The 14410-nt window shown below is 67.4% G+C and carries 15 protein-coding genes; 8 read left to right on the top strand and 7 right to left on the bottom strand.

Annotation, left to right across the window (positions count from 1 at the left end; genetic code table 11):
• Nucleotides 1–34: 34 nt before the first annotated feature.
• Together F1C58_RS15835 and F1C58_RS15830 are read right to left on the bottom strand one after the other, a co-directional pair.
• Nucleotides 35–802, bottom strand: coding sequence for a sugar isomerase domain-containing protein (locus tag F1C58_RS15835; protein ID WP_255461165.1), 768 nt, complete (start codon nt 800–802; stop codon nt 35–37).
• 14 nt (nt 803–816) lie between these two features.
• Nucleotides 817–1725, bottom strand: coding sequence for a MurR/RpiR family transcriptional regulator (locus F1C58_RS15830; RefSeq protein WP_255461164.1), 909 nt, complete (start codon nt 1723–1725; stop codon nt 817–819).
• Between the two features lie 137 nt (nt 1726–1862).
• Here F1C58_RS15830 and F1C58_RS15825 point away from each other — a divergent pair, with 137 nt between their 5' ends.
• The 3 genes from F1C58_RS15825 to F1C58_RS15815 are packed head-to-tail and all read left to right on the top strand — an operon-like array spanning nt 1863 to nt 5865.
• A complete protein-coding gene (locus tag F1C58_RS15825) occupies nt 1863–2939 on the top strand; it encodes an N-acetylglucosamine kinase (protein ID WP_255461163.1) in 1077 nt (358 codons plus the stop codon).
• Nucleotides 2936–4984 carry a DUF5107 domain-containing protein gene (locus tag F1C58_RS15820; RefSeq protein ID WP_255461162.1) on the top strand — a complete coding sequence of 683 codons (2049 nt, stop codon included), beginning with the start codon at nt 2936–2938 and terminating at the stop codon, nt 4982–4984. The genes F1C58_RS15825 and F1C58_RS15820 overlap by 4 nt, the downstream gene beginning before the upstream one ends.
• Nucleotides 4912–5865 carry a Gfo/Idh/MocA family protein gene (locus F1C58_RS15815; protein WP_185201985.1) on the top strand — a complete coding sequence of 318 codons (954 nt, stop codon included), beginning with the start codon at nt 4912–4914 and terminating at the stop codon, nt 5863–5865. The genes F1C58_RS15820 and F1C58_RS15815 overlap by 73 nt, the downstream gene beginning before the upstream one ends.
• On the opposite strand, the gene F1C58_RS15810 is transcribed toward F1C58_RS15815, so the two are convergent.
• The 5 genes from F1C58_RS15810 to F1C58_RS15790 form a co-directional block, all read right to left on the bottom strand.
• Nucleotides 5862–6509: a dienelactone hydrolase family protein gene (locus F1C58_RS15810; RefSeq protein ID WP_185201984.1), complete on the bottom strand. Its 648-nt coding sequence runs from the start codon at nt 6507–6509 to the stop codon at nt 5862–5864. The genes F1C58_RS15815 and F1C58_RS15810 overlap by 4 nt on opposite strands.
• Before the next feature lie 85 nt (nt 6510–6594).
• Nucleotides 6595–6978 (bottom strand): flagellar assembly protein FliW, encoded by a 384-nt coding sequence (locus F1C58_RS15805; RefSeq protein WP_185201983.1) that lies wholly within the window; start codon nt 6976–6978, stop codon nt 6595–6597.
• The gene (locus F1C58_RS15800; RefSeq protein WP_370543673.1) at nt 6975–7826 is read right to left on the bottom strand and encodes a flagellin; all 852 of its coding nucleotides are present in this window, start codon (nt 7824–7826) and stop codon (nt 6975–6977) included. The genes F1C58_RS15805 and F1C58_RS15800 overlap by 4 nt, the downstream gene beginning before the upstream one ends.
• A 33-nt stretch (nt 7827–7859) precedes the next feature.
• Entirely contained in the window at nt 7860–9287 is a 1428-nt protein-coding gene (flgK, locus tag F1C58_RS15795; protein WP_185201981.1) for a flagellar hook-associated protein FlgK, read from the bottom strand.
• A gap of 4 nt (nt 9288–9291) precedes the next feature.
• Nucleotides 9292–9777: a flagellar protein FlgN gene (locus tag F1C58_RS15790; protein WP_185201980.1), complete on the bottom strand. Its 486-nt coding sequence runs from the start codon at nt 9775–9777 to the stop codon at nt 9292–9294.
• 469 nt (nt 9778–10246) lie between these two features.
• Between F1C58_RS15790 and F1C58_RS15785 the strand changes: the two genes are divergently transcribed.
• From F1C58_RS15785 to F1C58_RS15765, 5 genes are all read left to right on the top strand, one after another.
• Entirely contained in the window at nt 10247–11089 is an 843-nt protein-coding gene (locus F1C58_RS15785) for a sigma-70 family RNA polymerase sigma factor (protein ID WP_185201979.1), read from the top strand.
• A 118-nt stretch (nt 11090–11207) separates the two neighbouring features.
• Nucleotides 11208–12056, top strand: a complete 849-nt coding sequence (locus tag F1C58_RS15780; protein WP_195808714.1) for a flagellin — start codon at nt 11208–11210, stop codon at nt 12054–12056.
• A 138-nt stretch (nt 12057–12194) separates the two neighbouring features.
• A complete protein-coding gene (fliD, locus tag F1C58_RS15775) occupies nt 12195–13586 on the top strand; it encodes a flagellar filament capping protein FliD (protein ID WP_255461161.1) in 1392 nt (463 codons plus the stop codon).
• A 5-nt stretch (nt 13587–13591) separates the two neighbouring features.
• Complete coding sequence (fliS, locus tag F1C58_RS15770) at nt 13592–14020, top strand: flagellar export chaperone FliS (RefSeq protein WP_255461160.1); 429 nt, start codon at nt 13592–13594, stop codon at nt 14018–14020.
• Nucleotides 14013–14348, top strand: coding sequence for a hypothetical protein (locus F1C58_RS15765; protein WP_185201978.1), 336 nt, complete (start codon nt 14013–14015; stop codon nt 14346–14348). The genes fliS and F1C58_RS15765 overlap by 8 nt, the downstream gene beginning before the upstream one ends.
• Nucleotides 14349–14410 lie beyond the last annotated feature (62 nt).

Raw genomic sequence — 14410 nt, 5'->3', positions numbered from 1 at the left:
TTCTTGGGGTGACGGGGATTCCGGATGCTGCGAATCAGGCGTTGCGGGTGATGTTGTACTGCAGTTCGAGGGCTTTGTTGTGCTCGTCTCCGCCCGGGATGTTCGCCGAGATATAGAGGGGAGGCGTCGAACCCTGCGCGGCGATCCGCTGGGCCGTGCCGATGGTGAGGATCTGGGCGATGTAGGCCGCGGTGATCGAGGAGACCGCGCCGACCGGGATTCCACCGGAGAGCTCGATGGTCGCGTCGCCGAAGGGGGCGAGATTGTCGATCACGACGTCTGCCACATCGCGGAGGCGCTTGCCGCTGGCGTGCTTCGGCTCGACCCGCATGGTGTGGTCGAGGCTGGTCACCGCGATCACCGGATGACCGTGCTGCTTCGCTTCGAGGGCGAGGCCGACGATCGAGCCGTTGACGCCGGAGTTGGACGCGATCACGAAGACGTCATCGGGGCCGGCGTCCGCGATGGCGAACAGCTCCGCGGCGATGTCGGGGTTGCGTTCGAGGGAGGAGCCGCCGAGGGCGCTGATGTCGAGGCTGCCGCGAAGCACCACGTCGCGAAGGGCGATCTTCTTGGTGGGGATGAGACCACCGGCACGGCCGGCGATCTCCATGGCGAAGGCCTCCGAGTGCCCCGTGCCGAAGGCCTGGATCACTCCACCGTGCCCGATCGCCTCGACGAACAGGCTGATGGCGTCATCGAAGGCACCGGCCTGGGCGCTCGCCGCGAGAGCCTCGATTCGAGACTGGACCTCGCGGGTGAAGGCGCTGTCCAGGTCGGACTGGGTGACGGTTTCTGGCACGGTGACTCCTGGTTTCAATCGATCGATGGTGAGGTCTCGCGCGCGGAGCGCGGGGAAAGGGTGGAACGGCGGGGGCGGCGGTGCGTCGCCACCGCGAGCGCGGAAGCGGCGAGGTTGTTGGTCGAACGAGAGAAGTTCTCCTGCGCAGTGAGCAGGTAGAGCAGGTCGAGCACCAGCAGCTGGCCGTGTTTGGCCGAGAGGTCGTCGGGCTGGAGGAACTGCTCGTAGACCGAGGTGACGACCGTGAGATTGGCGTTCTCCGCGAGGGGTGAGGTCGGATTATTGCTGATCGCCACAGTGAGCGCCCCGGCTCGACCGGCTTCCCGCAGCATCTGGATCGTCTCCTCCGTTCGCCCGGAGTTGGAGATTCCGATGGCCACAGATCCGGCGGTCTGGATGGCGGCGCTCGTGAGCCCCGCGTGCACCTCCGACCACACGTGCGTGTTCACGCCGATGCGGTACAGCCGTGCCTGCATCTCTTCGGCGAGGAATGCGCTTCCGCCGACCCCGTAGATATCCACGTGGCTGCTCGTGGCGATGCGTTTGGCAATCTTTTTCATCAGGGGCAAGTCGATCGCGGCGGCGGTTTCACGCAGAGTGCGGGAGTGGGCGTTGATGAGCGTGCTGAGTACGTCCGCGGCCGAATCCTGCGGACCGAAGGCCCGGCCGATGTCGGTCTTCCAGGAGTCGCGCGCCGTGCTGCGCCCGAAATCCGTGGCGATGCTCACCCGGAACGGCACGTAACCGGCATAGCCGATCAGGCGACAGAATCGGGTGACGGTGGCTGCAGAGGCCCCCGCCTGCGCGGCGAGCTGGCCGATCGAGAGCTTGAGCGGCGCCTGGGGGTACTCGAGCAGGTAATCCGCGATCTTCGCCATGGCGCCCGACATCTCCGGCCGCCGCGACTGGATGCGGTTGGCCACCCCTGCGGCATGCTCGCCGGGGGGAGCGACGGGGGGAGGCGCGACGGTGGTAATTACAATCTCCTTCTTTGGAGGTTCACGAAAATTATTCTTACAGTACAGTGTGCTCAGATCCCAAATATTTCGAAGAAGTAACGATGCGAAAAATTCTGGCCATTGACGCGGGGGGCACGTCCTCACGTGCTGTGCTGCTCGATTCCTCGGGAGCATGCTCCGGTTTCGGTCGCGCCAGCGGGGGCAACCCCACGGCGGTGGGAGTCGCCGGCGCCGTCGACGCCCTCACTCTCGCCGCCGAGCGGGCTCTTGCCGCAGAGGCGCCAGCGACAGCCGACGACTCGCTCGTGGTCATCGCATTGGCCGGCTCCGCGACGCCGCCCTTCATCACGCTGCTCGAGTCGCGGCTCGCGGCTCTCGGGCTCGCCGGGCGCACCATCATCGAGCCGGATCTGCTCGGAACCTTCTGCTCCGGCACCCCGCTGACCGAGGGCTATGCGGTGATCGCCGGCACGGGCACGATCGCCGCTCGCATCTCGGGTGGCCAGATCCACACCGTGAAGGGCGGATCGGGCTGGCTGCTCGGAGATGCCGGCTCGGGATTCTGGATCGGCCAGCAGGTGGCCCGTGCGGCGGTCGCCTCGCTCGACGGGCTCGGCCCGCCGACCGCACTCACCCAGCTCCTGCTCGAGGCCACCGGCATCGAACGCACGGGAGCGCGGAGTCGTGGACGGTCAGAAGAGCTCTCCCGGCTCGTCAATGAGCTCTACGCGTTGCGGCCCGTCGAGCTCGCCCGGTTCGCTCCTCTCGCCTTCCAGGCCAACGACGACTCGCCGGCGGACGCGGTGGCGCGCGAGATCTTAGAGGCAGCCGCGGAGGGAATCGCGAGGGTTCTCAGCGCCGCCCGCGAACCGGAATCGGGCGGGGGCGCGCCGCCGGACCTGATGGTGCCGGACCTGATGGTGCCGGACCTGATGGTGCCGGACGTGGTGGTGCTGGGCGGCAGCGTGCTCGCTGCCGGCCTCTCGCGGGCACCGGCCATCTTCACCGAGCGGTTGCAGGACGCCCTCGGTGGCGCCGAACTCGTGCCGGTGGAAGACGGCATCGTCGGGGCGGCGGTCCTCGCCTTCCGTCATCTCGGCCTCGAGGTGGATCCGGCAATGCATCGTCGTCTCACCGCCGAGATCGATCGAGCCCGCGCGAGGGCGGTCGTCGCATGAGCCTCACCATAGAGTCTCGCGTCCTGGCTCTGCCGGACTTCGGGCCGCCGGACTCGCTGCCGATGGTCGGTCCGCCGCTGGAGACCCCGTACTCGATCTCGGGGGACATTCCGCCGGAGATTGTGGAGGGTTCCCTCTACGGTAACCCGCCCACCCTCTATCCCTACCAGGAGCAGGGGGGCTACGGGCGCGATCTCGTGGACACGCCCGTGATGACGGTGGTGCTGGAGAACGATCTGCTGCGTGCCGTGTTCCTTCCTGAATGGGGCGGGCGCCTGTGGGAGCTCTTCGACAAGGTCAGCGGCAAGCACCTCCTGCATTCGCCCGACACGATCCAGCTCGCCAACCTGGGACTGCGTAACGCCTGGTTCGCCGGGGGGATCGAATGGAACATCGGCACGCGCGGGCATTCGCCCGGAACGGCGAGCCCCATCCACACGGCGATCATCCGTACGCCAGAGGGCCAGGAGTTGCTCCGGCTATGGGAATTCGACCGGTTGCGCCAGGTGGTGTTCCAGGTCGACGCGTGGCTGCCGGAGAACTCGCCGGTGTTGTTCGTCGCGGTGCGGCTGAGGAACCCGAACGACAGGGCCGTGCCGATGTATTGGTGGACCAACGCCGCCATCCCTCAGAGCGAGCACACTCGCGTCATTGCTCCCGCCGACACCGCCTTCGCGAGCGCGTACGAGGGGGGCATCTCCCGCGTGCCCGTCACCGCGGCATCGCCCGCGACGGACTGGACCCGGCCGACCATCAACTCCCGGGCCAGGGACTTCTTCTTCGATATCCCGCCCGAGCAGCGACCGTGGGTCGTCGCAGCCGATCGGCAGGGCGACGGTCTGGCGATGCTGTCCACGAGGGGGCTCCGCGGGCGAAAGCTCTTCGTCTGGGGAGGGGGCGCCGGCGGGCAGCGCTGGCAGCGCTGGCTCACGCCCCGCGGCGGCGACTATGCCGAGATCCAGGCCGGGCTCGCCCAGACCCAGTTCCAACACCTGCAGATGCCCGCCGGCGCGCAGTGGAGCTGGGTAGAGGCCTATGGCAATGGCCGGCTCTCTCCGTCACTCGCGCAGGGCTCGGATTGGCAGCATGCTGTCACGCACGCGCACGAGCGGCTCTCGCGGTTGGCGGATGTGGCCGAGCTCGACGCAGCGCAACGCGCAGCCCGGTCCTGGGCCGACCTGCCCCCCGCCCGCATCCTCCTCTCGGGTAGCGGGTGGGGTGCGCTCGAGAGCGCACGACGGAGTCGATCGGGGCAGGGGTGGATCGACGAGACCGGCACGCCATTCCCGCGCGAGTCCATCACGGACGACCAGCGTGCCTGGCTGGATCTGGTGGAGGGGCGCACCACGACGAGTCCAGCGCCAGGAACGAGCGGTTTCGTGACCGGCACCGATTGGGAACGGCTCTGCGCCGACGGGGGCGATGACGCGGCATCCTGCTTCCACCGCGCCACGATGAGGCACGCCGCCGGTGACCGCGCGGCTGCCGCGAGCCTCTATCGGCAATCGCTCGCTTTCTCCCCCGATGCCAGTGCCGAACGCGGACTCGCCATACTCGGCATGACCGGAGATGATCCGCGGGAGCGGGCCGAAGCGCTGGCGCACTACCGCCGTGCCTGCGCGCTGGATGCCTCGAACGGGGCGTTGATCGTCGAAGCGGCAACGGCAGCCATCGCGCTGGGCGAGCCGACCGTCGCCCTCGAGATACTGGCGCTTCCCGGCGTCAGGGGAGGGCAGCGGAGCGGCAGATTGCTGCTGTTGGAAGCTCGCGCCCTCGCCTTGGCGGGAGACACGGCCGGAGCCGCAGCGCTCGTGCGAAGAGACATCGTGGTCGCAGACCTCCGGGAGGGGGAGAACGCCATGGCAGAACTCTGGCGAGAGGTCATCCCGGATGAGCCGACTCCCGGCTTCTACGAGTTCAGCATGACCGAGGACACCCCATCACCGGCATCGCAATCGTCGGTCGCGGCGCGATGGCGCAGGCTCACGCACGGGCGTGGAGTGAACTCGGGCTGGCGGATGACATCCTTTATGTCAATACCCTGACGGATGGCGCCCCGCTGCAGCATGCCCCGCAGGCGCGCTTCGAACCGGACCTCGGTGTGGTTCTCGCAGACCCCCGGGTCGGAATCGTGTCGGTGTGCACCCCAACGACCACCCACGCGGGGATCGCTCTCCGCGCACTGCGAGCGGGCAAGAACGTGTTGCTCGAGAAGCCGATAGCGCTCACGATGGCTGATGCCGTCGCGCTTCGGGATGAGGCCGCCGTGAGCGCGGGGGTGCTCATGGTGGCACACGTGGTGCGGTTCTTCGACGGCTATCGGCTGGTGCGGCGCTCGGTGGAGGAGGGGATGCTCGGCAGCGTGCTCTCCGTGCGGGCGGGACGCTTCAGTCCCGCTCCCCGGCCGTCGACCTGGTGGCACGATGACACGCAATCCGGTGGGGTGGTGGTCGACTTCAGCATCCATGACTTCGACCAGCTCAACCTGCTGCTCGGCATCCCGCTCTCGGTGACCGCGCGCCGCGCGCGACCCGACGGCCCGGTCGAGGCGACTGTCGACTACGCGGGGGGAGGGGTGGGCCACATCACCGGTTTCATGGGGATGCCGCGGGGATTCACCTTCGCCTCGACGCTCGACGTCGTCGGCAGCGCGGGGCTCGCCAGTCACGGCTTCGCCGGAAGGCTCGACTCCGACGAGCTGTCTTCGGCGCCCGACACCGTGCGGTTGCAGACCGCGGCGGGGGTGACGGAGAAGCTGATCGGGTCCCACAACCCCTACCGAAACCAGGCCGAGTACTTCCTCGAGTGCGTGCGCTCCGCATCCGCCCCCGACTTCTGCCCGGTGGATTCCGCGGTGCTCGCGCTCGCCGTCGCACTCGCGGCACGTGAGTCACTGCGCAGCGGTGACACGGTCGCCCTCGACTAGTCGAGAAGGTGGTCTTCAAGGAACGCCGAGGTGCGGGCGAACGCGAGAGCGGCGGCATTCACATCCGTGCGATCGGTGATCGTCGCGTTGGCGAAGGAGTGCACGGTCGCGAGGTAGGTCCACTCGGTGATGGGCGTGCCGTGGTCCTTCAACCTGTCGATGAACGACTCCGGGTCTTCGCCCTCATCCCAGTCGTCGATCTCGGCGAGGTGCAGCAGCACCGGGGCGGGGATCACACCGTGCTGGGCCGGTCCGAGCGTCGCGTAATAGGCGACTACAGCATCCGCTTCGCCGCTCTGGGCGTGCAGGAGGGCGAGCCAGCCGCCGAGGGAGAAGCCCACCACGCCCACCCGTGTGCTGCCCTCGGTGCGAGCAACCTGGATGATGCCGTCGAGTTCGGCGAGGGCGCCGGCTACATCCAACTGGGCCATCAGCACCTCGGCCGTGGCGGCCTCGACGGTGGCTACGCCGTTGTAGAGGTCGGGAACGATCACGCGATAGCCCTGACTGGAGAGCGCGGAGGCGTAGTTCGCGAGCCAGGGGAGCCGCCCGTACCAGTCGTGAAGCAGGAGCACGAGTGGTCTGCCCCGATCGCCGTAGGCGAGCGGGATCCCCGGCGAGGGGATGGGGACGAGCTGTGACATACTGGCCCTTAGTGAGAACGACGGGTGGTCTCGATGCACGTCACTCTAGTGGAGGCAGGAGCCACGGTACGTCCTGCCGCACGGATCAGGCCGAGCGCACCGCGAACTCCGCCTGCAGCGGGAAGTCCTGGTCGTCGAGGATCACCTGGGCGCAGGTGCCGGTGTGCACATTGACCACGATCGGAGCGAGCAGATTCATTCGCGTGCCGGTCTCACCGGGGTTCGCGACCACGAGCACCATCGCGTCTTCGGCGCTGTGCAGGTCGATGGCCCGGCAGTGTTCGTCGGAGATCTCGGGGGCGTAGTCGGGAAGGTAGACCGCGGCATCGAGCACGAAGAGGCGGATGGCGGTGTTCTCGACGGCACGAAGCGAGTAGAGCCCCTCTGCCCCCGAGACCTCGTTGAGCGTGAATTGCGTGAGCGGGGCGAGCCCGGCCGGAGGGGTGACGAAGGCGAGCGCTGCGCTCATCGGAGGAAGTCCATGAGAGTGGGCTGCAGGGTGCGCGCGGTCACGGCCAGGGCGGCCTGGTAGGTGACCTCCTGCTGCTTCAACTTGATCACGATCTCTCCCACGTCTGCGTCTTCGATCCCGGCGCGCTGCGCCTCGAGGTTTCCGGTCCTGCTCACGATGGCATCCTTCGCTGCGGTGATCTGGTTCTGGCGAGCGCCGGCGGCGGTCTGGGTGTTGAGCATCGCGGTCATGCGCGTGTCGATTGCCGCGAGACTCGGCCCCACGTTGACCCCCGAGCGCAGGTCCGCGACGATCGAGTCGATGAGGGCGAAGGCGGAGGATGCGCCGGTGCCGAAAGCGGCGGCCCCGTCGGCATCCACCTGCACCGTCGCGTTGGTGTCGATGCGCCGGATGACCGATGACCCGGTGCCGGTGTAACTCAGATCGGGGCGGAAGGCGACGCCGGCGTCGGAACTGCCGGCGAAGACGGTGCGGCCGAGGTAGGTGGCGTTGGCCTTGCCGAGCAGGTCGGTGCGGAGGCCTTCGAGAGCGGTCGCGATCGCCTCCTTGGCCGTCGGCGAGAGCGAGCCGTCGTTGGCGCCCTGCACGGTGAGATCGCGCACCTGGTGCATGATGTCGGTGCTGGCGCTGAGGGTGGCGTCCACCGTGGACAGCCAGCCCATCCCGTCGTCGGCATTGCGCCCGAACTGGGCGGTCTGGCTCTGGGCGGCCCGCACGCGCATCGAGTCGGCGGTGCCGGTCGGGTCGTCCGAGGGGGTCGTGATCTTCTTGAGGCTCGTCGCCGTGTCCTGCAGCTTGGCCAGCAGGGCCGCGGCCGACTGCAGGTTCATCTGCGAGTTCGCCATCCTGGTCTGGCTTGTCACTCGATTGACCATGACTTACCTCCCCACTATTCCGGTGTGATTGATGAGGGTGTCGAGCATCTCGTCGACGGCCGTCATGACGCGGGCAGCGCCCTGGTAGGCCTTCTGAAAAGTCAACATATTGACGTTCTCCTCATCGAGGTCGACGGAGGAGTTCGCGAGTTGGGCGGCCGTCGCAGCGGCCGTCACCGAGTCGGCGAGAGTGGCCTGTTGGAGCGCCGTCTTCGAGGTCGTGCCGATCTTCGTGACGAAAGTCGACCAGACAGAGTCGGGAGAATTGGGGGCCGATCCCAACTGCGAGATCGCCTCGGCGTTCGAGCCGTTGTTGCCGCCGGCTCCCGGTGTGCCGCTGGCGATCTGGGCGGCACCGGTCGGAACCACCGACAGGCCGAGGGCGGCCGGGCCTGTCGCCGAGATGGTGAAGAAGTCGAGGCCGGTCGCCCCGGACGGGGTCGCTCCGGCCTGGTGGGCGGTGTTGACGGTGTTCGCTAGCGCGGTGGCGAACGCGTTGTAGCCCGCGGCAGCCTCCGCGATCGCGCCGCCGGTTCCGGTGCCGTTCGCGGCAGCGAGCATGGCGATGGATCCGGCGATCTCGCCGGACTCGACGGCGACGGACTGGCCGGGCCGGTTGGTCCACTCCAGCGTCACGGGGGAGCCGCTCGCTCCGGCGAGAGAGTTGCTGCCGGTGACCGTGACGGATCGGAACACGTCGCCCGAGACGAGGGCATTGCCGCCCACGAGAACCTCGGCGGTGCCGTCGGGGAGGGTGCGCACCGTGCCGCCGGTGAGCGCCGCGATCGAGGAGGTAAGGGCGGAACGCTGGTCGAGCATCTCATTGACGGACCCGCCCGTGGCGAGAGTGTCGCGAATAGCGCCATTGAGGGCGGCGACGCGGGTGCCGGCGTCGTTCAGTTCGGCCGCCATCCCGTCGAGCTTGGTGCGCACATCGGTCCACGTGGAATCGACAGCGGAGTAGCCGGTCGCGATCTGCCCGGCGAGCTGGGTCGCCTTCTGCAGCAGCACGCCGGCGGGAGCCTCGTCGCCGGGCCGGTTCGAGACATCCCCCCACGCCGACCAGAAGGCATTCAGCTGGGCGGAGATGCCGGTGGTGCTCGGCTCGTTGAGAGCGGCCTCCACGCTGCTGAGCGCATTGGAGCGAACGGCAAGGTTGCCGGATGTCGCGGCCGAACTTCGGACGCGACCGTCGAGGATGACATCCCCGAGTCGCGCGATGCCGTCGACGGTCACGCCCCGGCCGACCTGGGCGCGGGAGAGCACGAGGGGACCGATCTGGGTGAGGGATCCGGCCGCGGCGGTGCTGACGCGCTGGCGGGTGTAGCCCGTGGTGCCGGAGTTTGCGATGTTCTGCCCGACGACATCGAGCCCCTGGCGAGCGGCATTGAGGCCGGTGAAGGCCGTATTCAGGCCGCTGAAGGTGCTCACGGGATCACAGTTTCAGGTCGAAGATCTGGGCAGAGGGGTTGGCGACGCCGGATTCACCATGCGCGTCGTAGGTGCCGCTCTCGGTGCTGCCGTCGGCCTGCGCCTCCTGGATGAAACGCAGGGCGGTGCGCAGGTAGTGCTCGTTGAGGTCGCGAAGGTCGCGGATCTGCTCGGTGTACTCGGTGAGGGCGTTCAGGTGCGAGGTGAAGATGTCGGCCCACGGACCATCCGGTGCCGTGTCCACGAGTTCGCGAAGGGTCGCATTCTGGGGTGCGCCCCATTCGTCGGCGACGACGGCCGCTTCGACCGACCGGGCAAGGCCGGCGGCGCGAAGGCGTTCCATCACCTGTTCAACCTCGCGCGTGGCGTACTGGAGCCAGCGGGACTTGCCCGTGGTGAGCAGGAACTGCTCCTCTTCGAGCTTGAAGGCGAGCAGGTCGAGGAGCTCTCGCTCCCGCCACAGGCAGGCTGAGAGTTCGTTGGCGCTCATGCGGGCTCCCGTTCGGTCGTCCACCAGTGCGGACGACTCCCGTGCTCGTTCTACCGACTGCATTTTCTCCACCTCGCTCGACGAGATGAACTATCGGCAAGGGTATCCCGCAGGTAAGTGGTAAAGCCGGTAAGTCACAGAGCTGAGCATTCGACGTGTCCGCCACAAGGGGGACCGGGGGACTTCTTCGGGGTACATTCGCCCCCGGAATGGGGCCAAAAATCGAGCAAATACCACTAATAAGGGGGGCAGGGCGGGGTACTTGGCGCCGATAGAGTCGCCTCAGATCGACGGGGAATCCGATCCTCGAACTCGTTCTACACCCGCTCAAACACCCGAAGTATCCGCTCCACCCGCACGACCCTTACCCGAAAAACAGTCCGTTTTTTAGCAGGCGTCCTCCTCTTATCTAGAGCAGGAGGCGCCGACCGCAACGCGATCACTGGGATCGCATCCGGGGGCAAGGCACGTGAACAGGACAGAACGCAACGCGCTCGTTGTGCAGAATCTTCCGCTGGTGGGCTACCTCGTCTCCGAGGTCTGGGCCAAGGCGACTCATCTGTCTCGCGACGACCTGGCCTCGGCTGGCGCGGTCGCCCTGATCACCTCGGCGGATGCCTTCGACCCCACTCTCGGCATCCCCTTCGGTGCCTTCGCCCGCCGCCGGATCGTGGGCGCGTTCGCCGATGAGATGCGCTCGAACGACTGGGCGAGCCGCGGAGCTCGACGCCGCATCAAGGAGACCGTCGCGGTGAAGGACACCCTCACTGCCGCACTCGGTCGCACCCCCTCTGTCGACGAGATCGCCTCCTCGCTCGGAGTCGACCGCAGTGAAGTCACCGCCGGCCTGACGGATGCCGCGCGCACCGTCTCTGCGCTCGACGACACCACCTCCGAGTTCCTCATCGCCGACACCGCTCTCCCCGAGGAATCACTCCTCTCTGCTGAGCGACTCGACTATCTGGCCGCTGCTGTCGAAGCGCTTCCCGAGAAGATGCGCGTGATCGTGCGCCAGGTCTACTTCGAAGACCGCACGGTCAAGGAGATCGCCGACGAGATGGGCATCACTCACTCCGCCGTCTCCCAGCAGCGTGCCGAGGCGATCCGATTGCTGCGCGACGGACTGGAGACCCACTACTCCGATTCGTACTTCGCCGACGAAGCACCCACCGGCAGCGACGCCTCGTACCAGCCGATCTCTCGCATCGCACCCGCTGCCCGCAGCGCCTACCTCGCCCGCGTCGCCAGCTACGCGATGGCGGAGCTCTCCCACCTCTCCCTGCCGCAGTCGAGCAACGCGGCCGCGTCGTAAAACAACTCAAAAGATTTCAGCCCGGCTCCTAACGCGCCAACGTGAGCAGCCGATAGCTGAAGGTGTCGGACCACGGATGGGCCGATTCGAATAACCCAACATCACGGAGGAATACATCATGGGTATGCAAGTCAACACCAACATTTCGGCACTCAACTCGTACCGGAACCTCAGCAACACGCAGAACGATCTCGCAAAGTCGCTCGAGAAGCTCTCCAGCGGTCTTCGCATCAACCACGCCGCGGATGACGCAGCTGGCCTCGCAATCTCCCAGGGTCTGCAGTCGCAGGTCGGAGGCCTCACGGTCGCCAGCCGCAACGCGCAGGACGGCATCAGCGTCATCCAGACCGCTGAAGGTTCGCTCTCCGAGGTTCAGACCATCCTGCAGCGCGTTCGTGACCTCGCCGTTCAGGCCGGTAACGACTCGAACAACGCTACGTCGCGCTCGGCGATCAGCACTGAAGTCACGGCACTCGGCGCGGAGCTCACCCGCATCGGTACCTCGGCCAACTTCAACGGAACGAAGCTCCTCGACGCGACCGCCGCTGCGACGCCGCTGACCTTCCAGATCGGCGCCGGAGCAACTTCGTCCGACCAGATCAGCGTCAGCACCACCGACGTCACGGCGATCGGCACCATCGTCAGCGGCCTTGCGACAAGCGGCTTCGCCAGCGCGACTGCTGTCACGGGCACCGGTGGAACGATCGACACACTCGACACGCAAATCACCGCTGTGTCGACCGCTCGCGCCGACCTCGGTGCTCAGCAGAACCGTTTCGAGAGCGTCATCCGTAACCTCAGCGTCTCCACCGAGAACCTGACGGCGGCGAAGTCGCGCATCACCGACACCGACATGGCGTCCGAGATGGTCAAGTACACGCGCTCCAACATCCTGGCCCAGGCCGGCACCGCGATGCTCGCGCAGGCCAACCAGGGCAACCAGGGCGTGCTGCAGCTTCTCCGCTAGATCGGATAGCTCGGCAGGCGTGTAACAAGCAACGCCCGGTGGCTGTCGCGAGGGGAACTGGACCTCTCACCGTGATGGCCGCCGGGCGTTTACCGCACCACCAGAAGCATCATCGACCACCGCCAGACGAAGGGACGGATGGACATGGGAATCTCCCTCGACGGGCTCTCCAGCGGCCTCGACACCACCTCCCTCATCACCCAGCTCATGACGGCGGAAGCGGCTCCCCAGGATCTGCTCAAAGCCCAGGTCTCCAAGACCACCACCATCATCACGGCGCTGCAGGGCCTCAACAGCCGGATGGCGACCCTCGCGGATACCGCGACAACGGCCGCGAAGGCCGGAAGCCTCGACCTCTACTCGGCCACCAGCTCCTCCACAGCGCTCTCCGTCTCCGTCGCCACGGGGGCGAGCGCGGGTGAACTCCAGGTGGTCGTCAGTGCCCTCGCCCAGTCGCAGGTCGGCGTCTCCGCCGCGATGTCGGCCTGGCCATCGCCGTCGACGATCACGATCGTCGGCCACTCCGGAACCCCGCTCGAGATCACGCCGGCGTCCAGCTCGCTCGACGACGTCGCCTCGGCCATCAACTCCTCGACCGCCGGCGTCACCGCCACCAAGGTCGCCTCCGGTGTCGATGTCGGCGGCAACAAGCTCTACCGCCTGCAGTTCTCCAGCAAGACGACCGGGGCCGACTCGGCGTTCACCGTCTACCAGGGAACGGCAGCGGACGTCTCCGCAGGCACCGCGACGAATGTGCTGACCGCGCCGGGCAGCGCAGTGATCAAGACGGCCCAGGACGCGAGTGTGACCCTGTGGAAGGGCACCCCGGCGGAGCAGGTCATCACCTCGGCGAGCAACACCTTCACCGACCTCTTGCCGGGTGTCACCGTCACGGCCTCTGCGGTGTCGGCCGACCCGGTGAACATCGCCGTCAGTCGGGACGACAGCAAGATCACCGCGGTGGCCAAGGGACTGGTCGACGCGATCAGCAGCGCCTTCGTGCTGATCGCCGCCCAGACCGCGGTCACCACGACGACGGATGCCTCCGGCAAGACCACCACTGCTGCCGGGGTGTTCGCCGGCGACAGCAATATCCGCGACATCCGCCAGAAGACGCTGGATGCCGCGAGCGCTCCGATCGACGGCCACTCGCCCTCCGAATACGGCATCGTGCTCACGCGTGACGGCACCATCACCTTCGATGCTGACAAGTTCGGCGCCGCACTCGCGGCAGACCCGTCGACGGTCATGGCCGCCGTGCAGACCATCGCCACCCGGCTCGCTGCGACCGCGACGGCGGCATCCGACAAGTACGACGGCACACTGACCAACAAGATCACCGGCGACCAGACCCAGGTGAAGTCGCTCGGCGACCAGGTCTCGGCCTGGGACATCCGTCTCGCCAGCCGCAAGAGCACCCTCCAGCGCACCTACTCGGCCATGGAAGTGCTGCTCAGCAATATGAAGGCGCAGTCCTCGGCCCTCACCTCCCAGCTCTCCTCACTCTCCACCTCGACCACGACGGGATAGGCATCATGACGATGACACTCAGCGCCCAGCGCTCGCAGTACACGAACGACGCGATCCTCTCGGCCTCGCCCGTACGACTGCTCACCATGCTGTACGACCGACTGCTGCTCGACCTCGACCGCGCGTCGATCGCGCATGGCGAGCAGAACTGGGCGGTGGCCTCCTCCAACCTGTTGCACGCGCAGGCCATCGTCGCCGAACTCACCTCCTCGCTCAAGGTGGAGCTGTGGGATGGCGGCGAGGGACTCCTCGCTCTCTACAACTACTGCCGCAACCTCCTGGTGCTCGCGAATGTGCGCCGGGACGGGGCATCCATCCGCGAGAGCATCGAACTGCTCTCCCCGCTGCGCGAGGCGTGGCACGAGGCCGCGAGCCAGCTCGCCGTGCCGGAGCCCGCCTCACGCGGCGAGTCGCGGGAGCTCGGCGTTGCCTGAGTTCGGCATGCATCGACCGGATGCGGCGCACCGCGCGCGGCACGACGGCTGGGTCGACGTGCTCGCCACGATGGAGAACGACCTCAATGCGTCCGGCGGAGCGTTAACCCATGCGGCTCACGCGAACTGGACACTCCCCGATGAACTCGGCACGCTGCCCGAGGAGCTGCGGTCACGCGCGGCGAGCCTGCTCGGCGCCCAGAAGCGCGCCATCGAGGCGCTCGAACAGCGGATGCTGCTGACCGGCCGTCATCTCGCCGCGCTCGACAGCATCCCCGCCCGTGTCGCGTCGTCGGGAACCGCGGCCTACCTCGACGTCACGGGCTGACCCCCCTTTCGGGAGCAGCGCCTAACGGAGCGTCCCCCTCGTCCGATAGCTGTGGATGAGGG

It is taken from the genome of Glaciihabitans sp. INWT7 (assembly GCF_014217685.1).
GTDB lineage: Bacteria > Actinomycetota > Actinomycetes > Actinomycetales > Microbacteriaceae > Lacisediminihabitans.
Note: the sequence above shows the minus strand (reverse complement) of the source record. Positions and strands in the feature narration are given on the sequence as shown.